This window comes from Halosimplex pelagicum, assembly GCF_013415905.1.
GTDB lineage: Archaea > Halobacteriota > Halobacteria > Halobacteriales > Haloarculaceae > Halosimplex > Halosimplex pelagicum.
On record NZ_CP058909.1, the window covers coordinates 129,086 to 152,133 of the forward strand.

Consider the following 23,048-nt stretch of genomic DNA (forward strand, 5'->3'; position numbering starts at 1 on the left):
CGTCGCCCCGGTCCGTCCGACTCAGGCGTCGATGCCCGGCACGCGCTCGGCGAGGAACGCTCGGTGTTCGGCCGCCCGCTCGTCGCGCTCGGCGGGCGTGGCGTCCTCGTACCACAGCGGCAGACACGCCATCGCGTCCAGCCGGTCGGTCAGCCGGTAGACCGCCATCCGCTCCAGCGTCGCCTCGTCGAAGGTCCAGCCCTCGCGACCCTCGGCGTAGGCCGACCGGAACGTCTCGCGCAGGACGGCCGTCCGCTCGGGATCGTCGCGGACCGGCTTCAGCAGGTGGAACTCGACCTTCGCGAGATTATAAGCGGGGTCGGCCGCCGAGAGGTTCGCCCAGTCGAGCACCGCCCGGGTCTCGCCGCTCTCGGGGTCGATCAGGAGGTTGCCGTAGCGGTAGTCCCAGTGGTTGTACGTCGGCGGGTCCGGTTCGGGGAGCGCCGGGATCGCGTCCCGCAGGTGCTCCCGGACGGGCTCCACGAGGTCGGCGAACCGCTCGGGGTCGTCGGCGAGGCCGGGGAAGTAGCCGCCCCCGGTGAGCGCGTCCAGCGTCCGCTCGGAGTCGTCCAGCAGTCGCTCGCGGAAGTCCTCGGCCCGCGGGTGGTCGTCGGTGTCCAGCACCGTCAGTTTGCCGTCGGCGACGCCGATGCTCCCGACCGCGGGGAGCGGCCCCAGCTCGTGTAACTCCGCGAGGTTCCGGCCGGCCGCCCGGACCACCCGCTCGCGAGCCGTCGGCGGGAGCGACTCCGGGTCGTCTTCCAAGTTCTCCCCCTCGACGTGCTCAACCAGATAGAACGGAGCCGGAAACGCCTCGTGAGCGTCGCAGTAGCCGAAGACTTCGGGGACCGGAATACTCGTCTCGCGGCCGACGAGTTCGAACAGCCGCGGCTCCGAGCGGGCGATCGGCGGGTCGACGAAGTCGGCGGTGGTCGCCTTCAGGACGACGCTCTGCGGGCCCTCGGGCGTCCGCACGGCGAGCGTCGCCACGAAGTCCGTCCCGTAGGGGTTCCGTTCGACCGACTCGACGTCCCACTCGGGCCGGATCGCGGCGACCATCCCGCGGACCACCTCGTCGGACACCTCGCGGTCGGTCGCCGGGACTGGGTCGTCGGTCACAGGTCCACTCCTCCGGGGACCCACAGAAGGCTTGCGGCCGACTGCCGAGTGTGAACGGGGATCGAGGGTCGCGGCGCGGACGACCGGCCGCGCTCGCGGCGACTCACACCGGCAGCGCCGACTCGTCGATACCGGCGCGGCGGCCGTCGAGGACGGCGAACCGGTCGCCGCGGCGCAGTTCCAGCCACCGGAGCAGCCGCTCGGCCCAGACGAGTTTGCGCGCCTTCAGCGGGTCTACGTCGGGGTCGTCAAAGTCCCAGCCGGCGAAGACCAGTTCGGCGGCGCCGCAGTGGTCCGCGAGGAAGGCCGCCCGGTCGCCGTCGGTGAACCCGCCGGGGTTGCGGACGGGGCCAGCGGGCGCGGCCTGGGTCGTCGGCAGCACCGACGCGACGGCCAGCTCGGGCACCCGCTCGCGCAGGGCGGACCGGTTGTCGCCGTGGGCGTGGACCGCGACGGGCGTGCCCTCTGCGGTCAGCTCGCGGGCCACGTCGCCCTCCTCGTCGAGGTCGGTGACCATGCAGTCGACCGCCAGGCCGGCCTCGCGGAGCCGGGTCGCCGCGTCGGAGGCCGCGACGACCGCGTCGGCTCGCTCGATACGGTCGAGGTCGGCGTCCAGCGACGGTCCCGCGCCGGCTATCGCGATCGTCTCGCCGCGGAAGTCGATGTCCGCGAGCGCGAGCGGCGACGGGCTGTCACCGGGAGCGTCTGACGCGGGCGCACCGCTTCCGGCCCCGTCCTGACCCCTGGGTTCGCCGTCGCTCACCAGGTCGGCCAGCAGGTCACGCGCTCGCTCGTCGGCCGCGCGGTCGAACTCCATATCGGCCAGGATCGCGTCGTAGACGGGCTCCCAGTCGTGAAATTCCATAGCCGTGACTACCCGAGTTGCGTCCCAATAAACCGGATTAGCCGAAATGGCACGTACAAGGTACCCCTACCCAGGTGCCCTTTCGGCCTTCACCCACCCGTTTTGGCGCATCCGGTATAAGTTTTCTCACCTGTCACCCCGGCCGCCGCCCGGCAGCGTCCCGGCGAGCGCCCGTGGCACGTCGGTTCTGGTCGCCAGGTCGGCCAGCGCGCCGGTCGACCCCCACAAAAACCCCTCCTCGTCGCCGGCGACGAACCGGCAGTCCGTCGCGGCCGCGGCCGACCGCAGCGCCTCGCGAGCGGCCTCGTCGAGGCCCCGGACCGCGTAGACCCCGCTGACCGCCGCCGCGGGGTCGACCTCGACGCCCGCTCGCTCGAAGTGGCGCGCCGCCTCATCCGGCGTCGTCACGTCGAGTTCCTCCGCGCTGATTTCGCCGTCCTCGTCGGCGCTGCGACCTCGTTCGGGGGCGAACGCGTCGCCGACGAGGGCGGCGTCCCGGGTCTCGCTCACGTCGTGGGTTCGGATCACGTGGGCGCCGCGCTCGACGGCCATCGACGTGGCGGCGAGGCTGACCGGCAGCGCCCCCTCCGTCGAGCGGTCGGCCAGCGACCTGAGGAACGTCTTGCGGTTGATCGAGACGAGCGTCGGGGCGCCGAGCCCGCGGAACTCCCGCAGCCGGCGGAACGTCTCGCGGTCGTCTTCGACGGTCTGCTCGTCGGACCACCGGCCGAACGCGGGGTCGACGATGGTCTTGTCCGTCAGCCCGTTCTGTTTCAGCGCCTCGTACACCTGGTCGACGTAGTCGGCCGACTCGGCCCACGACTCCGACTTGCGCTCGGCCCACGGCGTCGCCCGCACGGCCCCCGGCTTCGCGATGTCCGGCGGGCTCGCCATCTTCGCGACGGCCACGTCGTACTCCTGACACACCTCGGGCATCTCGGGGTCGGCGAACCCCGCGATGTCGTTGACCATGTCGAACCCCCGGTCGAGGGCGGCCTCGGCCACCTCGGCGTAGCGCGTCTCGATGCTCCAGACGGCGTCGCCCGACGTGGATTCGAGCGTCTCGACCGCCGTGTCGAGCCGGTCGAGTTCCTGTCGAGCGGAGAGCACGTCGAACTTCTTGTTCGCCGATTCGAGGCCAACGTCGACGATGTCGGCCCCCTCGTCGATCAACTCGTCGTCGACGTACGCCGCGGCCTCGGCGGGGTCGTCGAAGACGCTCGGGTCGTAGGGCGACTCCTCGCTGACGTTGAGCACGCCCATGACCCGCGGCGGATAGTCGTCCCCGATCCCCAGGCCCGCGGCGTCGACGTTCTGCATGCGCGGGGGTCAGGACCACGGGTGCAAAAGCGGTGCGATGCGACCGCGCTACTGCTCGTCGAAGAGGGTGTTGACGTTCCGCGTACTCCGTTCGTAGCGCGAGTCGGGGAGCTTCGCCGAGCAGTTCCGACAGACGGTGTAGTCGGGGTCGTTGTTCGTCTCGCACTCCGGGCAGTAGCCCGGGAACTTCGACGGCGTCGTGTGGACGAGACTCGAGTAGTGCGACGGCATCGACGCCTCTTTCCGCGACGACAGCGACGCGGCCCGTTCGAGCGCCACCGACCCCACGAACGCGACCAGACCCAGCGTCAGCGACGCCAGCGCCGCGAACATGATGACCGCCACGAAACTGACCATGTGTGACAGTCCGAACCACACCGTAATAAATCGTCGGGTCAAATCGCTGACCGGACCGCGCCCGGCGGGTGCCGGCCCCAACACGGGCGCTTTTTGTCGACCGACCGTCTACGACCGGGCATGGGAAAGGTCTCGATCGGGCTCCGCGGCTGGCGGTTCGACGAGGAGGCGGTGTTCGCCGCCGACGGCACGATCCGTCCGCTGGCGAACATGGACGCCGAGACGCGCGAGCGGATCGTCCGCCTCTCGGCGATGATGGGCGAGCCCTGCGACTGCTGTTACCTGATCCACGGCGACGAGGAGATCCAGCGGTGCAACCCCGCACAGGCCATCTACGGGGAGGCGCTCGGCGAGGTCCTCCTCTGTGACGACCACGAGGCCGAGTTCGTCTACTGGTTCCAGGAGGAGGGCGGCAAACGCCACGCCGGCGAGCGCGACCTGAAAGACCGCTTCCACCAGTGGTTCGTCGACGGCGGCCGCGCCCCGGAGGGGTTCGAACTCGAACACGTCGAGGAGAACCCCGACGACGTGCCCGAGGCGCCCGACCCCGACGAGGAACTGCCCGGGCTCGAGGAGGAGATCGAGGAGATGGACGAGGACGAACTCGACGCGCTCGACATGGACCTCTCGGACATCGACTTCGACTGATGAGCGAGCAGGACCACTCCGTCTCGGTCGCGGTCGTCGACGCCGAGACCTCGGGCAACGTCGGCACCATCGCCCGCTCGATGAAGAACTTCGGGCTCTCGGACCTGTTGCTCGTCGATCCCCCCGATATCGGCCCGGAGAGCGAGGCCGCCGGATTCGCCGGCCAGGCTCGCGAGGACATCCTCCCGGAGGCCCGGGAGGTGAGCTTCGACTACCTGGTCGAGAACTTCCACACCGTCGGCTGTACCGCCGTCACCAACGAGGACGAGCGCAGCCACACCCGCTACCCGTTCAGGACGCCCGCGGACCTGGCCGACAGCCTCCGCGGCGTCGACGCCGACACCTGCGTCGTCTTCGGCCGCGAACGGGTCGGGCTCACCAACGAGGAGCTCGCCCGCCTCGACGAGGTGTGTTCGATCCCCGCCTCCGGCGAGTACCCCGTCCTCAACCTCGGCCAGGCCGCGACCGTCGTACTCTACGAGCTCCGGGACCTGACCGTCGACGAGACCCAGCATCCCGAGAGTCACCACCAGCGAGCCGACGAACGCGCCGTCGAGGGCCTGCACGAGCAGTTCGGCGAGTTCCTCGACGCCATCGACCACCCCGAGGAGAAACGGGCGAAGGCACGGCGGCTCTGGCGGCGGTTCGTCGGCCGGGCCCACCCCACCGGCCGCGAGGCGAAGACGCTCCGCGGGGTCTTCCGCCGGGCGGGTCAGAAAGTCGACCGGCTCGAAGCCGACGACGGCGACGAGCGGGACTGATCCGGTACCGCAGAGCGGTCGGCGACCGCCGACGCGAGCGGTCACCGCTCGCGGTCGGTCGCCGACCGCTCGACTACGACGCCCGCCCGCGTCGTCGAGACGAGGTCGGCCAGGACGTGGGCGTACAGCGCGGCGGCGACCAGTCCGTCGACGTACGGGTATCGGAGCCACAACAGCGGGACTGCGACGCCGCCGATGACGACGTGGCTCAGCAGTCGGTTCAGCGCGCCGACCGACCCCACGTCGAATATCTCGTCCTGTGCGACGAGGACGATCCGCGGGTCGCGGAGACAGCGACGGACCGGGTCCAGGCTCCCGGTGTTGTACCACGCCAGCAGGAAGTGGTCGAAGTCGACGCCGACGCCGACGACGAGCGCGACGGCGACGACCGCCCACGCTGGGATCGGGGGCGCGGTGAGGGCGAGCGCGCCGGTGGCGACGACGAGCGAGATCGCGGCGTGGCTGGCCGATTTCATCGCGCCGAGCGGGAGTCGTCGACCGGCGCGTCGCGCCCGCGAGCGCCGGACTCGTACTCGGCGACGGTCCGCTGGACGACCCAGAACCCGGCCGCGCCGGCGAGGAAGGCGCCGGTCGCGAGCAGTTGCGTCCACGAGTCCGGCGCGGGCCACAGGCCCATCCCGGCGGCCTCGACGGCGCCCATCGGCGTCGCCGTCGCGCCGACGAGCGCCACGCCGAGCCCCGCGCTCAGGACCGCGACCGCGATGCCGCCGACGACGAGGACCAGCCAGACGACGGCCGTCCCGCCGACGACCGTCCGGGCGTCCGCCCCGTCGACGGCGAGGACGAGGAACGCGACGGCCAGGACGCCGTAGTCGACGGCGCCGCCCAGCGCCGCGACGACCGCGGCGGCGGCCGCAAGCCAGAAGTACGGGACGCCCAGCGCCAACTGCGTCGCGAGTTCGACGCCGAGCCACAGCGCGGCGACGACGCCCAGCACCCGCGCGACCCGGACCACCGCTCGCGGTCCGACCCGCGGGAGCCGGCGCTCGCTCGGCGCCATCGGCAGCCCCGCCCGGGCGTCGTCGCCGAGCGCCTCGCGGAGCGCCGCGCCGCCCGCCGCGGTCGCGGCGACGAGCCCGGCCGCGAACAGCCCGCTCTGGAGCGCCTCGGCGGCCCCCTCCGCGAGCACCGCCGTCGCGACGGGGTCGGGCTCGACGACGAGCCGCGCGAGCGGCGACGCCTCGATGGCGGCCGCGCCGACGAACACCGCGAGGGTCAGCCGGCGGACGCTCGCCCGCGTCACCGACCCGTCGCCGGTGGCGACGCGCTCGGCCAGCGCGAGCAGCGCGACGACGGCAAGCCAGTCGGTCGCGACCCGCAGCCCCAGCGAGCCGACGAGCGTCACGACGCTCCGGAGCGGCCGCGGCGGCACCGACGCCAGTGCTAGCGTGGCCGCCGCCAGCGCCAGCGTCGCGACGAGTGCGGCCAGCCCGCGGCGGCGGGTCGCCTCCATGTTACGCTCGCTCCTGGATCTCCTCGCGGAGGACGCTACTGACCGTGTCGCCGTCGGCCTTCCCGCGCAGTTCGCCCATGCACTCGCCCATCAGGCCCGAGAACGCGCCCATCCCCTCTTCCTCGACCTGCTCGGCGTTGCGCTCGACGACGCGCACGACCGCCTCGCGCACCTCCTCGTCGCCGACGCCGCCCAGGTCCTCCCGCTCGACGGCCTCCTCGGCCGTCAGATCGGGGTCGGCCGCCAGCGCCCGCAGCAGGTCGTCCAGGCCCTCCTGGGGCACCTCGCCGCCGTCGACCAGCGCGAGCGCGTCGGCGAGGTGGTCGTCGGTCAGGTTCTCGACGACCACGTCGTCGCGGCGCAGTTCCGTCAGCGTCGACTCGAACGTCGTCGCCGCCAGCGTCGGGTCGACGCCGTCGCCGACGACTCGCTCGAACAGCGGCATGTACTCGCCGTAGGCGACCTGCTCGGCCAGCCCCGAATCCAGGTCGTACTCGGCCCCGTAGCGCTCGACCTTCTCGGTCAGGAGTTCCGGCCGGTCGACCTCGCTGGGGTCGGGTTCGACCGGCGGCACGTCCGTCTCGGGGTACATCCGCGCCGCGCCCGGCAGCGGCCGCAGGTAGCGGGTCGTCCCCTCCTCGGTCGCGTCGCGCGTCTCCTCTGGGACGCGGTCGAGGGCGTCCATCGCCCGCTCTCCGACCGCTTCGATGGCCATCTGGGCCGTCTCGGGGTCGTCGGCGACCAGCGCGACCGCATCCTCCGGGTCAGTCGCGTCCACGGCCTCCCGGAGCGACTCGACTTCGGCCTCGGTGATCCCGTACGCGGGGAGTTCGTCGGTGTGGAAGATGCCGCCGGCGCCGTGGCGCTTGGCGTGGTCCGAGAACTCCGTCCCGAGTCGGCGGTCGGGCTGGATCTCACGACCGACCAGTCCGTCGAAGCCGTGGAGCGCGACGGCCATCACCGTCCCGCCGTCGTCGAGCGCCCCCCGGATGACCCCCGAGTCGGTGTCTTCGAAGACCTCTGTGACGTCCTCGGTCTTGCCTCTGTACGCCTGGCGCTCACCGAGCTCCTCCGCGATGTCCAGCAGTTCGACCTGCCGGCGGACCTCGTTGCGGACGATGTCGTCGATGTCGTCGAGGCTCTGGACGCCCTTGATCTCGACGCGGGCGCCGTCGGCGATGGAGACGTTCACGTCCTGGCGGATGGTCCCCAGCCCGCGCTTGACCTGCCCCGTCGAGCGCAGCAGCATCCCGATGCGCTCGGCGGCGTCGCGGGCCTGCTCCGGCGAGCGGATGTCCGGCTTCGTCCCGATCTCCACGAGCGGGATGCCCAGGCGGTCGAGCGAGAACCGCACGCCCGAATCCGTCTCCTCGACGCGCTGGGCGGACTCCTCTTCGAGCATCAGGTCCTCGATCCCGACCTGTCCCTCGTCGGTACGAATAGCGCCCTCGCCGGCGACGCGCATCGTCCGCTGGAACCCGGTCGTGTTCGACCCGTCGACGACGATCTTCCGCATGACGTGGACCTGGTCGACGACGCTGGCGTCGAGCAGCTGGGCGATCTCCATGGTCACGTCCATCGCCTCGCGGTCGACGCGGTGGGGCGGCTCGTCGTCCTCCTCGACGAGACAGGTGGTGTCGTAGGAGAGGTACTCGAACTCGCGGTCGACCATGCTCTCCTCCAGGGCGGCCTCGTCGATCTCGCCGAGTTCGCTCTTGGTCGGATGGAGATAGCGGGTGAAGGTCCGACCGGCCTCCTCGGGTTCGCGGAGCTCCGTCGGACACGGGCAGAACAACTTCGATTCCGTGTCCAGTTGCTGGTGGATCTCCAGCCCCGCCACCAGCCCCAGGTCCTCGTAGTCGTAGTCGGCGTCGCTCATTGGGCGTGTGTGTGACCGGGTGGACAAAAAGGACTCCGTCTCGGCGGCTCGGCGGGGTCGAGGGATCGAATCGCCCCGGATGCACGTGTTCAGGACGCGCGGCCCGCGATGGCGTTTCGGACGAGTCAACAGAAGAGATTTGTGCGTTCAGGATCACTTCGGCGTATCGGGACGATGTCGGAGTCGATCAAAAAGCGGCTGACCACGCTCGTCGCCTCGGTGTGGGGGATACTGACCGCGTACAGCATCTACGTGGTGCTGGGACTTCCCGCCGAGTTCCCGCAGATCATGATATTCTTCAATCTGATCATCATCTGTCAATTCTCGGCAATGTACCCAGTCTATCGGTACTTCGGGTGGGAGTTCGCGTAGCCGATCGAAGGGGACGACCGCTGGAACCGTCGGACTGTGGCCCGCTACGGGCGAGAGCTGCGGCCGGCGGCGACCGCGCCGAGGTGTTTTGCCGGTCCGGGCCGTACCCGCGGCCATGGACGGGCGCGCGCTGGTCGTCGTCGGCCTCGTCGTGCTGGCTGGCTGCTCCATCGTCGCCGACGGCGGCGAACCCGAGGGGCCGGCCGAGACGCTGACGCCAGCGCCGGTGCCGACGACCGCGCCGACCGACACGGCCGCGCCCTCGCCGCTCCCGCCCGGCGTGACGACGGGTGGGACCGTCAGCCCGAGCGCGCTCGCGTCCGCGCACGTCCGGGAAGTCACGGGCCGCTCGTACGTCTGGGCCGAGCGCCGGCGGACGCTGACCGCGACCGGCGACGGCAACTGGACCGAAGCGCGCAACCGCACGCGAACCGTGCGGCTCGAAGACGGCGACACCTACCGCTGGAGCCGCTCCCGGCGGGTCGTCTGGACCGGTCTCACTCTCGGGTACCAGCCCGCGCTCGACCGGTACTCCGACGGCGACACCCGGTACGTCCGCGAGCAGGACGTGGACGGGCCGCTCTATCGCGCCCGGCCCGCGACCAACGACAGCCAGATCGTCGCGCTCGTCGCCGCCAACCGGGTCCAGTCGTACCTGTCGCTCCGGAACGTCTCGGTCTCGGTCGGGCGGACCGACGGCCAGCGGCGCTACTGGGTCGAGAGCCGCGGCGGCGGCGTCGTCGACGGCGAGTACGCCGGAAACTACTCCGTCGGCGCCGTCGTCACGCCCGAGGGGTTCGTCCGCCGGCTCTCGGTGACCTACACCACCGAACGCCGCGGGACGCCGACCCGCATCGAGTACGAGTTCGCCTACCGACAGGTGGGGTCGGTCACCGTCTCGCCGCCAGACTGGCTTTCCGAGGCGCGGGCCGCGCTCGGCGAGGGGAACCGCTCCGCAGCGACCGCCCGTCTCGCTACTCCTCGTCGCCCAGGATGACCCGCTCGGTCATCTTCGCCGGGTCGAGCACTTCCTCGGCCTCCTCCTCGCTGAGGTACCCCTCGGCGACGACGACCTCCTTGATCGTCTTGCCCTCGGCCATCGCCTGCTTGGCGACCTTGCTGGCCTTGTCGTAGCCGATGGCGGGGTTCAGCGCGGTCGCCAGCGCCATCGACTGCTGGACGCGCTCCTCGCAGTGCTCCCGGTCGGCTTCGAGCTTCGCGACGAACTTCTCGGCGAAGGTCTCGCTGCCGTTGGCGATCAGCCGCGCCGACTGCAGGAAGTTGTTCGCCAGGATCGGCTTGTAGAGGTTGAGGTCGATCTGGCCCTCCGCGGCGCCCGCGGAGACGGCGGCGTCGTTGCCGACGACCTGCTTGTGGACCTGGTTGACCGCCTCGGCCACGACCGGGTTGATCTTCCCGGGCATGATCGAGGAGCCGGGCTGGTTCTCGGGCTGGTCGATCTCGCCGAGGCCGTTGCGCGGGCCGGAGGCGAGCAGGCGCAGGTCGTTGGCGATCTTGTTGAGGCTCCCGGCGACGGTCCGCAAGGCGCCGTGGGCCTCGCTCATCGCGTCGTGGGCTGCCTGGGCCTCGAAGTGGTTGTCCGCTTCGCGGAACTCGACGCCCGTCTCCTCGCTGATGTACTCGGCCGCCTTCGCGGGGAACTCGGGGTGGGTGTTCAGGCCCGTCCCGACGGCGGTGCCGCCGAGCGCCAGCTCCGAGAGGTGCGAACGGGTGTTCTCGACGCGCTCGATGCCCTTCTCGATCTGGGTGCGGTAGCCCGAGAACTCCTGGCCGAGCGTGATGGGGGTGGCGTCCTGGAGGTGGGTGCGGCCGGTCTTGACCACGTCGTCGAACTCGTCTTCCTTCTCGCCGAGCGCGTCGGCGAGCGTCTCCAGCGCCGGGAGCACGTCCTTCTCGACGGCTTCGAGGCTCGCGACGTGCATCGCGGTCGGGATCACGTCGTTGGACGACTGGCCGTAGTTGACGTGGTCGTTGGGGTGAATGGTACGAGAGCCGATTTCAGCGCCGTAGATCTCGCTGGCGCGGTTGGCGATGACCTCGTTGGCGTTCATGTTCGAGGAGGTGCCCGAGCCGGTCTGGAACACGTCGACGGGGAACTGGTCGTCGTGCTCGCCGGCGATGACCTCGTCGGCCGCCTCGACGATGGCCTCGACCTTCTCCGACTCGACGAGGTCCAGATCGTCGTTGGCCAGCGCGGCGGACTTCTTGACGACGCCGAGCGCGCGGACGAACCGGCGCCCGAACGTCTCCTCGCTGATCGGGAAGTTCTCGACGGCGCGCTGGGTCTGGGCGCCCCAGTAGGCGTCCGCGAGAACCTGCATCTCGCCGAGACTGTCCTCCTCCGTGCGGAACTCGTCGTCTGACATACTCGGGGCGTCGCGGCGAGAGGCGTAAAAGCCACCGAAGACACTTGCCGCCCGCGGTCCACCGCCCGGGCATGGATCGGATCGCCCTCCACCTCACGATCGCCGCCTGCCTCGTCCTCGCCGGCTGTTCCGCGCTCGGTCCGGACCACACCCGCCAGGAGCGCGCCGTCGAGACGCTCGCCGACGCCCGCGACGCCGTCAACGCGACCGACGGCTACCGCTTCGACGGCGACCTGCGCGTCGTCGCGACCGCCGACGGCGAGACCGAGCGCGTCGAGATAGGCATGAACGGCACCGTTGACGCCGCCGAGCGCCGGATCCACTCGACGAGCGTCCGTGACGGCGAAACCTTCGAGTCGTACGTCACGAACCGGACGGCCTACCGGGAGTGTGGCGGCCCGATGGGGATGGACATGTGGGGCGTCGAGAACGTGACGACCGACGACTGGACGACGGCGACGCCGGCAGCACGCCAGCTCGCGCTGCTGGAGTCCGGATCGATCTACTACAACGGCACCCGCACGCTCGACGGTCGGGAGGCGGTCCTGCTCGTCGGTCGGCCGACGACGGAGGCGCTCACGAAGTACCAGGAACGGCGCGACCGCTCGCTGCTGGGCGGCCCGAGCGTCGAGAACGCCACGGTCCGCGTCTGGCTCGACCCCGAGACGAGCCGCCCGCTGCGGTCGGCGGTCCGGTTCGAGGTGAGCCAGGGCGGCAACTCGGCCAGCGCGACCGTCGACATGCGGTTCGACGACTACGATTCCGACCTGTCGGTCGACGTGCCGGTGATCCCCGACGAGCGGACGTGGGGGACGGGCTGTCCGGGGTGACTCGCGTCCGACCGCGACCGGCAGAGCCCTACGACGGGTCGGTCCCGGTCTCGGTCGCCGTCTCCGTCCCTGTCGCCGTCTCCGTGTCGGTGGCCGTCTCCGTGGGGGTCCCGTCCGGCGCCCCGGTCTCGGTCGCCGTCTCCGTCCCCTCGGGCGTCCCCGTGGCGGTGTCGGTGCCCTCGCTCTCGGGGGTCACGAACCCGAGGTCGACGACGGCCTGGCCCTCGGCGGTGTAGGGACCGTCGTCGGCGCCCTCGCTGGTGACGAAGTCGTAGGAGTCGTCGTCGTCGGTGTCCAGGTGAGGCATCGGGATCAGCGGCTTCGTGGGCGCGGGCGGGAAGGGGACCTCGGTGACCGCGTCCGGGTCGTCGAGCGTGACTTCGACCTCGCGGTGGCGGCCGGGGTCGAGGTACTCCGAGACGCCGACGACGCTCGCGAACACCTCGCCGGTGAGCAGTCGCGCGTCGTGGAGCGCGACGAACCCGCCCTCCGAGAGCACCGTCTCCCCGACGGTCACGGCGTCGCCCGAGAGCGTCTGATTCTCGAAGTCCACGGTCGCGAACGGAGCGGCTTCGTCGCCGCTCGCCGCGTCGGTGTCGGTCGCGGTGCCGTCGGGCGTGTCGGTCGCGGTTCCGGTCCCGTCTGGCGTGTCGGTCGCGGTGCCGTCGGGCGTCTCCGTGGCGGTTCCCGTACCGTCGGGCGTCTCGGTCGCGGTCCCCTCGCCACCGGTCGCGTCGACGAACGCGAGGTCGACGACGGGGAGGCCTCCCTCCGCGAACGGGCCGTCCTCCTCGCCGTCGCTCGATACGAAGTCGTAGGTCTCGTCGTCGCCGGTCTCGCGATGGGGCATCGCGACGAGCGCGCCGGTCCCAGTGAGGCTCTCTGTCTCGAAGTCGGCGCCGGGCACGTCGAACAGCGTCGCGTCTGTCCCGTAGGTGACGCCCGCGTCGAGGTACTCGGAGACGCCGACGACGCTGCCGGTCACCTCCCCCTGGAAGAGGCTCACGTCGTGGAAGGTGACGTAGCCGGGGTCGGAGAGCGTCGCCTCGTCGACCGTGACGGTCGTCCCGTCGGAGGACTGGTTGGCGAACTGGACGGACGCGAACTGCCCGCTCGCGTCCTGCGTGTCCTCTCCGTCGCCGCCGTCGTCTCCGTCGTCGCCGCTCTGTCCGGAGACGACCGCCCCGGTTCCGACGGCGAGCGCGCCGGTCGCCAGCGCGCCGCTCTTGAGGAAGGTTCGTCGGCTCGGTTCACCCGTCGCTGATCGGTCTGTGGGTTCGTCTGTCATCGGTGTGACTCCACCGACCGTTAGGAAGTTCCGTGGATAAAGCCGGGAAACCGTTTTCTCGGTAACCTCGGGGTAGCGCTCGGTAGCGTCGGCTACTCCGAGTAAGGCCGGTATCCGACGGGTAACGGCGGCTTTCCGGGTCGTCGACCTTGCGTGCGCGTGCCGGCGGTGCGAGCGGAGCGACGGCGCGGGGAACGGCGCGACCTCGACGGTCGACGCCCGGGGTCAGGTCCAGCGGTCGAGGCCGGTCTGGACGACCGACTGCTCGATGCGCTCGAAACCGCGCTCGACCTCGCTCTCGGCGACCTCCCACTCCTCGCAGACGAAGGCTCGCGCCGCTTCGAGGTCGGGCTCGATCTCGCGGTCGAACTCGTAGTCGTCGGTGACGGCGGGCTCCAGAAACAGGTCGCGGATGCGGTCGGCGTTATCGACGTACACGTCCTCGGCCTCGAAAACCGTCCAGATGTCGCCGTGCTCGCGGACCGCCTTCACGGCGGTCTTGGGCCCGTAGCCCGAGATCCCCTCGTTGAAGTCGGTGCCCATCAGGATCGCGGCGTCGACCAGCTGCTCCCAGGTGATGTCGTGCTCGTCGAGCGTGGCCTCGAAGTCCATCAGCTCCGGGTCGCCCTTGCTGGTGAGCTGGCGCAGCGTCAGCGGCGCCCCCAGCAGGAGCGCGTCGTAGTCCTCCGTGCCGACGTAGTCGACCGCGCCCTCGCGGGCCATGTGCGTCGCCTGGGCCTCGCCCTCGGCGGGCGCCTCGATCACGGGCACGTCGAGCAGTTCGAGGGCCTCGCGAGTGGTCGAGAGGATCGTGTCGGTGAGCCGCTGGGTCTGGGAGTCCAGCCGCGCGACGGCGAGTTCGTCGCCGGCCTCGCGGGCCTCCTCCAGCCGCTCTTCCCGCTTCTCGCGGTCCTCCCGGCGCTGGGCGACTTCGTCGTCTTTGAGGTCGACGACGCTCCCGTCGAAGACGAAGACGGGGGTGATGTCGTGCTCGAAGAACTTCGGGAGCCCCTGGACGACGCCGACGAGGTTGGCGACCTCCTCGCCGTCGGCGGTCGTGTATATCGAGTCGTTCGTCCAGCGGACGGTCGTCGTCAGGTACCGGTAGAGCCAGTTGTGCGCGTCGACGGCGACGACCGACCCCGACAGGTCGTCGAACGGCACCTCGTCGATGGCGGCCAGATCCCGGAGGTCTGCGTTTCCCATCACCGCCCGATAGGTCCAGCCCCGATTTGAATCCCCCGACCCGCACGGCGTCGTGACCGCGCGAGAACCGATCAGCTGTTTACCACGAACGTGTTTTCAGCCGGCCGTCACATTCAATTCGGTCGGGCGTGAACGGGGAGGTATGCTGGGGTCACTCGTGACGCGGCTGCGCCGCCCGGAGTACACGGGCGAGAACCGCTGTCTGCCGTGTACAGTACTCAACGTCGGGATCGCGTCGGTGGGAGCGACGCTGCTGGGGGCCTGGCTCGTCGCCGCCGGCTACTCGACGGCGGCCGCCGGCGTCGCGACGGCCGTCCTCGCCGTCTCCCTGCTGACGATCTGGCTGCGGGGGTACCTCGTCCCCGGGACGCCGACGCTGACGAAACGGTACCTCCCTGCCCCCGTCCTCGCGGCGTTCGGGAAGACGCCGGACGGGTCGCCCGAGGGGATCGCGGCGGGCGTCGACGGCGACGCGGGGACGGACGCGAACGCGAGCGGCGCGACCGAGGAAGTCGGCGACGGCGCCGCCGAGGGGGACACCGGGGCGGCCGCGAGCGCCGGGAACGGGGACCGAGCCGAGGGGGAACCGGTCGACCCGGAGGCGCTGCTCGAACGCGCCGGCGCGATCGAGCCGTGTCGCGGCGACGACCGCTGCCTGACCGACGACTTCGAGCGAGCGTGGCGCGACGAGATCGACGCTATCCAGGCCGGCGACGACCTGGGCCCCTGGCTCGAACGGTTCGGCCTGGACGACGGCGAGGTGACGACGAAGGAGCTGGGCAACTCCTTCGCGGTCAGCGTCGACGGCCGGCGGGTCGGCTCCTGGGAGTCGGAGGCGGCGTTCCACGCCGACCTCGCGGGGGCGAAACTGCTCGGCGAGCGGCTGTCCGGCTGGGGAGGACTGTCGGCCCGGGACCGCGGGCAGGTCTGCAACGGCCTGCGCATCTTCCTCGAGACCTGCCCCGACTGCGGTAGTCCGGTGTCGTTCGGCACCGAGACCGTCGAGTCGTGCTGTACCAGTCGCACCGTCGCAGCGGTCACCTGCGACGACTGCGGCGCCCGCGTCTTCGAGTCGCCCGTCGACGACGAGGAAGTCGCCGCCTGACGCGATCGGGTGAGTCCGGGGCGTCAGACCGGCGGATCGACGGGTTCGGGCGGGTCTACCCCCTCCTTCGCCGCCAGGAATTCACGCTCGTCCGCCGAGAGGTCCGGCCCCTCGTCGGACTCGGTGCGCTCGCGGTACACGTCGAGCCCGGTCTGGTACGTCTCGCGCGTGCGATCGCCGGCGGACTGCCCCGCGCCGGCCGCGTCGCCCCCCTCGCCAAGCGGCCGGTCGAGGACGAGTTCGGCGACGCCGGTCTCCTCGCCGGTGAAGGCGAATCCGGCGCGGTACAGCGCCTGGTAGGCGAAGGGGTTGTTGACGGCGATGCGGGCGCGGTCGTAGCCCCGGTCGGCGGCGCGGGCGGCGACGAACGCCGCCAGGTCGGGGCCGATCCCCTCGCCGCGGCGGTCCTCGCGGACGGTGATATAGCGGATCCAGCAGGTCGCCGCGTCGGTGCGGTCCTCGTTGAACGCCGCGGCGGCGACCACGTCGGCGGCCGCCTCGCCGCCGTCGGTCACCGGTGGTCCCGCCGCCTCGCCCGTTCGGACGAGTGCCTTCCCGGTGTTCGACATCACAAACTTGCCGGCGTAGCTGAACGTCCGCCAGTCAAGCGTCAGCGTCGGCCCCGCCTCGGGCCACCCCAGCAGGACGTGCTCCATCGGCCGTGGCTACCGGACGCGGCCTCTTGTAGGACGCGATGGACGGAAGCCGGTCGGGAACCGTCGTTCCCGCCGACCGCCACGGTACCTGCCGCGACCACCGTTATCCCGGGGAAAGCCGTAGTCGACGGCATGGCACTCGGCGACGTGGGCGTCTTCCACCGGTTCGCGCGGCTGTACGACCGGGCGATGTACGCGGCCGACCCCGAGACGCTGGAAGCGGGGCTCGACCTGGCCGAGCGGCCGGTCGAGCGCCTGCTGGACGTGGGCGGCGGGACCGGCCGGGCCTCGCGCGCGCTCGACGTGTCGCGACCGGTCGTCGTCGACGCGGCCCGGGGGATGCTCCGGGAGGCGCGAGGCCACGGTCTGGAAACCGTGCAGGGCGACGCCGCCCGGCTCCCGGTCGCCGACGAGTCGGTCGACGCGGTGCTCGTGGTCGACGCGCTGCACCACATGGCCGACGCCGACGGCGTCGTCGCCGCGGCGTACCGCGCGCTTCGACCCGGTGGCGCGCTCGTGGTCCGGGAGTTCGACCCGACGACGCTCCGGGGTCGGGGGCTGGTCGCGGCCGAACACCTCGTCGGCTTCGACTCGCGTTTTCTCGCCGCCGACGCGCTGGCCGACCGCGTGGCCGCCGGCGGGTTCCGCGCGTCGGTCCCCGACCGCGGGTTCGGCTACACGGTCGCGGGCGTCAAGCCCGCGAGGGCGGGCGAAGCGGGCACGGCGGGCGAGGGCACCGGCGGGACGACCGACGCCGACCGCGATCCTGCCGTCCCATCGAACCAGTGAAGGGGCGGCGCCCCCAGCCTTCGAGTGATGACATCCGTCCGCACGGCGCTGGGCCGTCGCGTCGAGCCCGCGCCGTTCACCGCGCTGGTGGCGCTCGGGGATCTGGCCTGTATCGCCGCGTTCGTCCTGCTGGGCGTGACGGTCGGTCACGAGAGCATCGACCCGGCGGCGAACCCGGGCCGCGTCGCGGCCGTGATCCTCACGTTCGCCGCGGGCTGGGCGGTCACGGCCCTGCTCGGCGGGCTCTACGCGGCCGACGCCTACGGCTCCGCGAAACGAGCGGTCGCGCGGACGGTGCCCGCCTGGGTCGGCGCGGCGCTGATCGCGCAGGCGCTCCGGGCGACCGCGGTCGTCCCGGGCGGTGCCGCGGTCACCTTCTTCGTCGTCTCGGTCCTCGTCACGCTCGCGCTGCTGGTCCCGTGGCGCGTCGCGGTGAGCGTCCTCGCGTCGGACGGCTGACCGCCTCGCCACTGGGCGCGTACAGTGTCACTGAGGGAACGAAGAGAGAAAGCGGCGCGGCGGACGGCCGCGCCCGGCAGTACCGCACAGGGGTGGTAAACGCAGGGGGTGGCTCGCAGCGGTGGGGTGGATGTGGGGGGTCAGTTTGCCTCGCGATACCGGAGGGAGACGCCCGCGCCGGGGGCGGCCCCGTCGGGATCCGTCGTCACTGCGACTCCTCGACCGGAACGGCGACTGTCGACTGGAGCCACGCCTCGTGGTTCTCGCGGTCGTAGATGACGAACTCCTCGTCGCCGATGTTGAGCTCGGCGTAGCGTCGCCGCTCCTCGTCCGATTCGGTCCGTCCGTCGGGGTCGTCCGTTGCGTCTGGCGTCATTGTATCGTGAGTCGGCGCACGCCGACTCTCCCTCCACCCTCACTTTGCCGATGCCCCACCATAAGCACATGTGCCAGAGTATCACATAGGATAACGAGCGTTTCAGGGACGCTACGACGCATGCAAGACGTATTGTCCGCCGAGATGGTCGATTCACCGGACCTTTTCCGGGCGCCCCCGATTTCGATCGTGATAACGGATGTGCGGGGCGCGCGGTACCGACGGCCGGCATTCGCAGACGCCCGGTCGCCGATCTCGCGGTTCTCGTGGATCTCGCGGTTCTCGTGGGGCGCGCACCGCCGATATCGCTTCATAAGTTACTGAAATATTTTGGATTAGTTATCTCGTGGCGACGGAGCAAATATACAGTGGTAATATAGAATGGTATCCACGCATTTCGAGGAACGCTTATGTATTACTACTCCGTAGTTTACGATAGATTATGACTGGATACTACGACCTCGTTCTCGGCCTCATCCCGCTCGCGCTCGGTGGAATCACGACTCTGCTCACCGCCTTCGGCTTCGCGCTCACGACGGCCATCCCGGTCGCGTCCGTCGTGGCCGTCGGCCTCATCGGTCACGCGATGTTCGTCAACGGCCCCGTCGACTCGACCCCGCGCTCGGCCGCGACCGACGACGGCGGCTTCCAGGCCGCCGACTGAGCCGTTTGGACCCCCCTTCTCCCCGTCTTCTTCGCTTCTTCTCGACTCGCTCCGCTCTCACCGTCTTCGCGTTCCCACCACCCCTAAGCCGTCGCTGGTCCTATCGGGCGATATGACGGACGACGGGACGCTGTTCCTGACCAGCGACGACGTGCGCGGACTCGCGACGCCCGGAGAATACGTCGACGCGGTCCGCGAGGGGTACCGCGAGCGCGGCGAGGGCGCGCCGGCTCGCCCGCGCACGCGACTCACCGGCGGCGACCCGCCGGGGATGCTCACCGGCTACACGGCGATGCTCCCCGAGACGGGCGCGATGGGCGGCTACATGTACACCGGCGGCTTCGGCTCCGGCGACGCCCACTTCGTCCTTCCCCTCTTCGACGCCGACACCGGCGCGCCGCTGGCCGTCTTCGACGGCGCGAGCCTCAACCCCTTCAAGACGGGCGCGACCGGCGCGGTCGGCATCGACGCCCTCGCCCGCGAGGACGCGACCGGCCTCGCGGTGATCGGCAGCGGCTCGCAGGCCCGCGGCCAGCTCCGCGCGGCCGTCACCGTCCGCGAGTTCGACACCGTCCGCGTCTTCTCGCCGACCCGCCAGAGCCGGGAGTCGTTCGCCGAGGCGATGGACGAAGAACTCGATCCCGCGGTTCGGGCCGTCGATTCGAGCGCCGAGGCGGTCACCGACGCCGACGTGGTGATCACCGCCACGACCGCCGCCGAGCCCGTGTTCGACGGCGCGGACCTGGCCGACGGCGCCCACATCACCTGCATGGGCCAGTACGACCCGGAGAAACGCGAAGTCGACGGCGAGACGGTCGCCCGGGCGACGTACGTCCCGGACCTGCGCGAACGCGTCGAGCGCGACGCCGGCGCCTTCCTGCTCGCTCGCGAGGAGGGCGCGATCGGCGACGACCACGTCCACGCGGAACTCGGCGAGGTCGTCGCCGGCGTCGAGCCCGGCCGGACTCGCGACGACGAGGTGACGCTGTTCGACAGCGGCGGCACCGCCATCGAGACGGTCGCTGCCGCCCACATGCTCTACGAGCGGGCCGTCGACACCGGACTCGGTCGAGAGATCGAGTTCCTGCCCGCGAGCCGGGCGTTCGAGGAGTAGGGGCCGCGAGGGCCGAACGGTATCAGTCGCCGTCTTCGACCGCGGTCCCGCAGGCCGGACAGTCGCGCCGTCGGTCGAACGAGAGCCCGCAGTAGCCACGCGACCCCGGTGTCCCGTGGCCGCCCCGGGCTGTCAGCCGGTCACCGATCCGGTCGCGCAGTCTGTCGCCGATACTCATGGTCGGTCTCCGGTCAGGCCGCCTCGCCGCAGCTCCGACAGCGGGCGCGGTCCGCGCTCGGGTCGAACGCCAGCGCCACGTCCCCGCAGTGGGGGCACCCGCGGTCGCTCCCGGCGCGGAAACTGAGCCGCGGCGTGGCCGACCGCTCCGGCCCCGCCGGGGTCGACGGTTCGCTCTTGCTCATCGTATCTGTCATCCACTCGCACACCCCCTAAAACGTTGTGGGCATACGTCACCGAACGTCCTAATATTCTGTATATCCGTTCCAGAGATCCGCCATCACCATCGATATCGATCCGTTCTATCTGAAAGAACCGACCGTTCGAAGACGAACGGTTGTCATCACAGATAGGGAGCGATCCCGGTCGCCTGGGCGAGCGAGAGCCCGCTGGCGACGGCGCCGAGGAGGTACCCGGCGATGGTGCCGCCGTTGAGCAGGGGGAGCCCGGCGTGGGCGCGGCCCTTGAGGACCATCCACAGCAGGACGACCAGTCCGGCGGTCGTCCCGACCATCGCGGTGACCGCCGGGAGGCTCGCGGGGATCCCCAGCAGGTCGACGGCCGGGACGCCCTCCGGCGCGAAGAAGGCCGCGCTCGCGACCAGGATCGTCGGGATGACGGCGTCACCCAGGCCGATGAACAGCGCCTCGCGGTCGAGTTCGAGGTCGTCGCCCTCGGCGTCCGTGTCCGTTTCGGGGCGGTCGGCGGCACCGCCGTTGGCAGCGGCCGTCGCGTCCGCACCGCGCTCGTCGCCGTCGACCGCTCGCTGCTCGTCGTCCCCGTCGTCGACGGCGGCGGGCGTCCCGGCGTCGAGATAGGAGTACGACAGCGACAGCGGGACGACGAGGACGATCGGCACCTTGAGTTCCATGACGCCGGAGGCCAGCGTCAGCATGTGTTCGGTACCGTAGACGCTGATGGCGTCGTAGACCGCGAGGACGGTCAACAGGACGAGCGCCGGGAGGACGCCGAAACTGATGCCGAACAGGCCGGCCGCCCCGGCGCCCATCACGATCCCCGCGGCGTCGATGACGTACCACTCCGGGTGGACCCACAGCGCGACCCCCAGGAGGAGCCCCCCGGCCCAGGCGATCGCGTTGAGCGAGAATCCACCGACGGGTATCGTCAGGACGGGCGGGACGAGCACGCGGAAGACGAACAGGCCGACGTAGGCGCCGGTCCCGACGAGGAGGAGCCGGAGCAGCCAGTCCACGTCGAAGCGGATGATCGCCAGCATCACGCCGGTCATCACGAGGATGAAGGCGACGTAGACGAGGCTGTTCGTCGGGTCCTGGGGGTCGGCGGTGGCCTGGTAGCCCGCCGACTGGAACGGGCCGACCAGCGCGAGCGCGCCGAGCTGGACGAGCAGGAAGATACCGACGATGGCCCCCGAAGCGACGTACGCGCGCGACCGCTGGTCCATGCCGATACCTCGGCCACGACGCGTTTGAGGGTTACGCAATCTCACACCGCGCGCTCGCCCAGCAGCGGCGCGCCGACGGCGCCCCCCACGGCGACCGCCGTCCCGACGAACGCCAGCGCCAGCGGCGGCTCGAACGCTTCGATCACGGCGAACAGGATCCCAGCGCCCGCGAGGACGGCGAACCCGGCGAGGACCTCCCCGCGGTCCGTCGGGTGGGCGGGCGTCGAGTCGGCGACGCCCCGCCAGACGAGCCAGCCGCCGAGGGCGCCGCCGATCGCCGCCACGCTGTCGAAGGTGAACCCGTTGAACAGCCCGAGGACGCCGACCCCGACCGCGACTCCCAGGACGCGCCCGGGGTCGGTCCCCGCCTCGGAGGCCCGGTAGAGCGCACCGAGCAGGGCCGCGCCGACCGCGGTCCCGACGACCACGTCGACGAGGTAGTGGACGCCGAGGACGAGCCGCGAGAGCGAGACGAGCCCGATCACCGCGGCGGCGACGCCGAGCCGCTGACGGGCCGTCCCCCAGTCGACGACCAGCGCCAGCCCGCCCCAGACCATCGTCGTCCCGAGCGCGTGGCCGCTCGGGAACCCCGGGCCCTCGGCGGTGGTGACGCTCTCCAGCAGCACCGACAGCGCCGCCGGAAACCACGCCAGTTCGGGCGGTTCGGTCGCGCCCGGCGGCCGGCCGAGTCCGAAGTAGCCCTTGAGCGCGCCGATGACGGCGACGTACGTCAGCGCGAGGCCGAAGACGAACAGCGCCCGCCGGCGGTCGATCCCCAGGACGGGGAACTCCTCGCCGGCGACGAACAGCGCGCCGCCGAGGACGAACAGGAACCAGCCGTCGCCGAGCTGGGTGACCAGCCCGAACAGCAGGACGACCGGCCACTCCGCCAGCCCGTGGAGCGCGTCCGTGACGCCGACGCCGCGTCCGTTGGGAAACAGCTGCATCCGGCCCCCCGTTGGGTCCGAGGGCGTGTAAGCCGACGGGCTTCGGAGTCAGGTGCCGACCGCACCGCTACCGCGCGTACAGCGCCGACCCGACCAGCCCCGGGAGATGCACGTCGTCGCCGGTCGTGACCGCGAGATACGGCCGCTCGACCGGGCCGAACACGTCGACGACCCGCCCGAGGTCGTCGAGGTCCTCGTCGACGACGGGCGTGCCGATGTCGACGTGGTCGGCGTCGGGCGCGCGGACGACCGCGAGGTGCTGGGCGATCCGGACGACCTCGCCGACGCGTCTCACCGCGATCCCTCCACCGCGGTCACTCCCGGATGACGCCGAGGTAGGCCGCGACGGCCCCCAGCAGGTCGGTCTTGCTCGCGTCGTCGGCGTCCTTGACGAGGACGCGCCCGCGCGGCTCGTACTCGCGGGGATAGGTCTTCTCGCGCTCGATGACGGCGTCGTAGCCCACCTGCTGGACGGCCTGTGCGATCTCGTCGACCGTCGGCTCCGGGACCGCGAGATCCGACGCCACCCGACGCCCCTCGCTGCGCGTGCAGGAGGCGTCGAGCGCCGCCGGCCAGATGACGTTCTCGACCATACCCGACGGTGAGCACCCGGCTACGTAAGGGTCTTTCCGGTCGGCGCTCGCGAGTGCGTGTGTCTGGTGGGGTCGATCGGACGGCTGTCGCGACGGTGACCGCGAACAGCGACGATCCTGTAACCGCGAACGGCGTGAAAGCCCCGACGCGTTCGACTCCCGCGGCTCGCTGTGCTCCTCGGCTCGCTTCGCTCGCCTGCGGTGCTTACGTCGCCGGGGTTCGTCGAACGCGTCGCCCC

General features: G+C 71.2%; 28 protein-coding genes. 10 read left to right on the plus strand and 18 right to left on the minus strand.

What is annotated here, in order from left to right:
* Positions 1–21: 21 nt before the first annotated feature.
* From HZS54_RS00755 to HZS54_RS00770, 4 genes are all read right to left on the minus strand, one after another.
* Positions 22–1,119, minus strand: a complete 1,098-nt coding sequence (locus HZS54_RS00755; RefSeq protein ID WP_246391744.1) for a phosphotransferase family protein — start codon at positions 1,117–1,119, stop codon at positions 22–24.
* Positions 1,120–1,222: 103 nt separating this feature from the next.
* The gene (locus HZS54_RS00760) at positions 1,223–1,984 is read right to left on the minus strand and encodes a 6-hydroxymethylpterin diphosphokinase MptE-like protein (protein ID WP_179920073.1); all 762 of its coding nucleotides are present in this window, start codon (positions 1,982–1,984) and stop codon (positions 1,223–1,225) included.
* Between the two features lie 126 nt (positions 1,985–2,110).
* The gene (gene folP, locus HZS54_RS00765; protein ID WP_179920074.1) at positions 2,111–3,304 is read right to left on the minus strand and encodes a dihydropteroate synthase; all 1,194 of its coding nucleotides are present in this window, start codon (positions 3,302–3,304) and stop codon (positions 2,111–2,113) included.
* A 48-nt stretch (positions 3,305–3,352) separates the two neighbouring features.
* Entirely contained in the window at positions 3,353–3,661 is a 309-nt protein-coding gene (locus HZS54_RS00770; RefSeq protein WP_179920075.1) for a hypothetical protein, read from the minus strand.
* A 120-nt stretch (positions 3,662–3,781) separates the two neighbouring features.
* Here HZS54_RS00770 and HZS54_RS00775 point away from each other — a divergent pair, with 120 nt between their 5' ends.
* On the plus strand, positions 3,782–4,309 hold the full coding sequence (locus tag HZS54_RS00775) for a DUF8114 family protein (protein ID WP_179920076.1): 528 nt from the start codon (positions 3,782–3,784) through the stop codon (positions 4,307–4,309).
* Positions 4,309–5,070 (plus strand): RNA methyltransferase, encoded by a 762-nt coding sequence (locus tag HZS54_RS00780; RefSeq protein ID WP_179920077.1) that lies wholly within the window; start codon positions 4,309–4,311, stop codon positions 5,068–5,070. The genes HZS54_RS00775 and HZS54_RS00780 overlap by 1 nt, the downstream gene beginning before the upstream one ends.
* A gap of 41 nt (positions 5,071–5,111) precedes the next feature.
* On the opposite strand, the gene HZS54_RS00785 is transcribed toward HZS54_RS00780, so the two are convergent.
* Genes HZS54_RS00785 through gatE form a run of 3 tightly spaced genes read right to left on the minus strand, consistent with a single transcriptional unit; the run spans position 5,112 to position 8,423 of the window.
* Positions 5,112–5,546 (minus strand): hypothetical protein, encoded by a 435-nt coding sequence (locus HZS54_RS00785; protein WP_179920078.1) that lies wholly within the window; start codon positions 5,544–5,546, stop codon positions 5,112–5,114.
* A complete protein-coding gene (locus HZS54_RS00790; RefSeq protein ID WP_179920079.1) occupies positions 5,543–6,544 on the minus strand; it encodes a hypothetical protein in 1,002 nt (333 codons plus the stop codon). The genes HZS54_RS00785 and HZS54_RS00790 overlap by 4 nt, the downstream gene beginning before the upstream one ends.
* Before the next feature lies 1 nt (position 6,545).
* Positions 6,546–8,423 carry a Glu-tRNA(Gln) amidotransferase subunit GatE gene (gatE, locus tag HZS54_RS00795; RefSeq protein WP_179920080.1) on the minus strand — a complete coding sequence of 626 codons (1,878 nt, stop codon included), beginning with the start codon at positions 8,421–8,423 and terminating at the stop codon, positions 6,546–6,548.
* Positions 8,424–8,597: 174 nt separating this feature from the next.
* On the opposite strand from gatE, the gene HZS54_RS00800 reads away from it, so the two are divergent.
* Together HZS54_RS00800 and HZS54_RS00805 are read left to right on the plus strand one after the other, a co-directional pair.
* A complete protein-coding gene (locus tag HZS54_RS00800) occupies positions 8,598–8,795 on the plus strand; it encodes a hypothetical protein (protein ID WP_179920081.1) in 198 nt (65 codons plus the stop codon).
* Positions 8,796–8,910: 115 nt separating this feature from the next.
* Positions 8,911–9,792, plus strand: a complete 882-nt coding sequence (locus HZS54_RS00805; protein ID WP_179920082.1) for a DUF7537 family lipoprotein — start codon at positions 8,911–8,913, stop codon at positions 9,790–9,792.
* Here the strand turns inward: HZS54_RS00805 and HZS54_RS00810 are convergent.
* Entirely contained in the window at positions 9,770–11,182 is a 1,413-nt protein-coding gene (locus HZS54_RS00810) for a class II fumarate hydratase (RefSeq protein ID WP_179920083.1), read from the minus strand. The genes HZS54_RS00805 and HZS54_RS00810 overlap by 23 nt on opposite strands.
* 71 nt (positions 11,183–11,253) lie before the next feature.
* Between HZS54_RS00810 and HZS54_RS00815 the strand changes: the two genes are divergently transcribed.
* The gene (locus HZS54_RS00815; protein WP_179920084.1) at positions 11,254–12,012 is read left to right on the plus strand and encodes a hypothetical protein; all 759 of its coding nucleotides are present in this window, start codon (positions 11,254–11,256) and stop codon (positions 12,010–12,012) included.
* 28 nt (positions 12,013–12,040) lie between these two features.
* Here HZS54_RS00815 and HZS54_RS00820 read toward each other — a convergent pair whose 3' ends face one another.
* A complete protein-coding gene (locus HZS54_RS00820; RefSeq protein WP_179920085.1) occupies positions 12,041–13,300 on the minus strand; it encodes a DUF7282 domain-containing protein in 1,260 nt (419 codons plus the stop codon).
* Positions 13,301–13,525: 225 nt separating this feature from the next.
* A complete protein-coding gene (gene fen, locus HZS54_RS00825) occupies positions 13,526–14,506 on the minus strand; it encodes a flap endonuclease-1 (protein ID WP_179920086.1) in 981 nt (326 codons plus the stop codon).
* A gap of 142 nt (positions 14,507–14,648) precedes the next feature.
* Here fen and HZS54_RS00830 point away from each other — a divergent pair, with 142 nt between their 5' ends.
* On the plus strand, positions 14,649–15,611 hold the full coding sequence (locus HZS54_RS00830) for a DUF8054 domain-containing protein (protein WP_179920087.1): 963 nt from the start codon (positions 14,649–14,651) through the stop codon (positions 15,609–15,611).
* Between the two features lie 23 nt (positions 15,612–15,634).
* Here HZS54_RS00830 and HZS54_RS00835 read toward each other — a convergent pair whose 3' ends face one another.
* Positions 15,635–16,267, minus strand: coding sequence for a GNAT family N-acetyltransferase (locus HZS54_RS00835; RefSeq protein WP_179920088.1), 633 nt, complete (start codon positions 16,265–16,267; stop codon positions 15,635–15,637).
* A 132-nt stretch (positions 16,268–16,399) separates the two neighbouring features.
* On the opposite strand from HZS54_RS00835, the gene HZS54_RS00840 reads away from it, so the two are divergent.
* Complete coding sequence (locus tag HZS54_RS00840; protein ID WP_246391745.1) at positions 16,400–17,056, plus strand: class I SAM-dependent methyltransferase; 657 nt, start codon at positions 16,400–16,402, stop codon at positions 17,054–17,056.
* Between the two features lie 27 nt (positions 17,057–17,083).
* Complete coding sequence (locus HZS54_RS00845) at positions 17,084–17,515, plus strand: DUF3054 domain-containing protein (RefSeq protein WP_179920089.1); 432 nt, start codon at positions 17,084–17,086, stop codon at positions 17,513–17,515.
* A gap of 205 nt (positions 17,516–17,720) precedes the next feature.
* On the opposite strand, the gene HZS54_RS00850 is transcribed toward HZS54_RS00845, so the two are convergent.
* Entirely contained in the window at positions 17,721–17,891 is a 171-nt protein-coding gene (locus HZS54_RS00850; protein ID WP_179920090.1) for a DUF7331 family protein, read from the minus strand.
* Positions 17,892–18,333: 442 nt separating this feature from the next.
* Here HZS54_RS00850 and HZS54_RS00855 point away from each other — a divergent pair, with 442 nt between their 5' ends.
* Together HZS54_RS00855 and HZS54_RS00860 are read left to right on the plus strand one after the other, a co-directional pair.
* A complete protein-coding gene (locus HZS54_RS00855; protein WP_179920091.1) occupies positions 18,334–18,555 on the plus strand; it encodes a DUF8015 family protein in 222 nt (73 codons plus the stop codon).
* 112 nt (positions 18,556–18,667) lie between these two features.
* Entirely contained in the window at positions 18,668–19,669 is a 1,002-nt protein-coding gene (locus HZS54_RS00860; protein ID WP_179920092.1) for an ornithine cyclodeaminase family protein, read from the plus strand.
* Between the two features lie 22 nt (positions 19,670–19,691).
* On the opposite strand, the gene HZS54_RS00865 is transcribed toward HZS54_RS00860, so the two are convergent.
* The 6 genes from HZS54_RS00865 to srp19 form a co-directional block, all read right to left on the minus strand.
* Positions 19,692–19,847, minus strand: a complete 156-nt coding sequence (locus HZS54_RS00865; RefSeq protein ID WP_179920093.1) for a hypothetical protein — start codon at positions 19,845–19,847, stop codon at positions 19,692–19,694.
* Positions 19,848–19,860: 13 nt separating this feature from the next.
* Positions 19,861–20,031: a hypothetical protein gene (locus HZS54_RS00870; RefSeq protein ID WP_179920094.1), complete on the minus strand. Its 171-nt coding sequence runs from the start codon at positions 20,029–20,031 to the stop codon at positions 19,861–19,863.
* Between the two features lie 158 nt (positions 20,032–20,189).
* The gene (locus HZS54_RS00875; protein ID WP_179920095.1) at positions 20,190–21,269 is read right to left on the minus strand and encodes a presenilin family intramembrane aspartyl protease PSH; all 1,080 of its coding nucleotides are present in this window, start codon (positions 21,267–21,269) and stop codon (positions 20,190–20,192) included.
* A 41-nt stretch (positions 21,270–21,310) separates the two neighbouring features.
* Positions 21,311–22,216 carry a phosphatase PAP2 family protein gene (locus HZS54_RS00880; protein WP_179920096.1) on the minus strand — a complete coding sequence of 302 codons (906 nt, stop codon included), beginning with the start codon at positions 22,214–22,216 and terminating at the stop codon, positions 21,311–21,313.
* A gap of 67 nt (positions 22,217–22,283) precedes the next feature.
* Positions 22,284–22,511: an H/ACA ribonucleoprotein complex subunit GAR1 gene (locus HZS54_RS00885; RefSeq protein ID WP_179920097.1), complete on the minus strand. Its 228-nt coding sequence runs from the start codon at positions 22,509–22,511 to the stop codon at positions 22,284–22,286.
* Between the two features lie 19 nt (positions 22,512–22,530).
* Positions 22,531–22,809: a signal recognition particle subunit SRP19 gene (gene srp19 / locus HZS54_RS00890; protein ID WP_179909883.1), complete on the minus strand. Its 279-nt coding sequence runs from the start codon at positions 22,807–22,809 to the stop codon at positions 22,531–22,533.
* Positions 22,810–23,048: the final 239 nt, after the last annotated feature.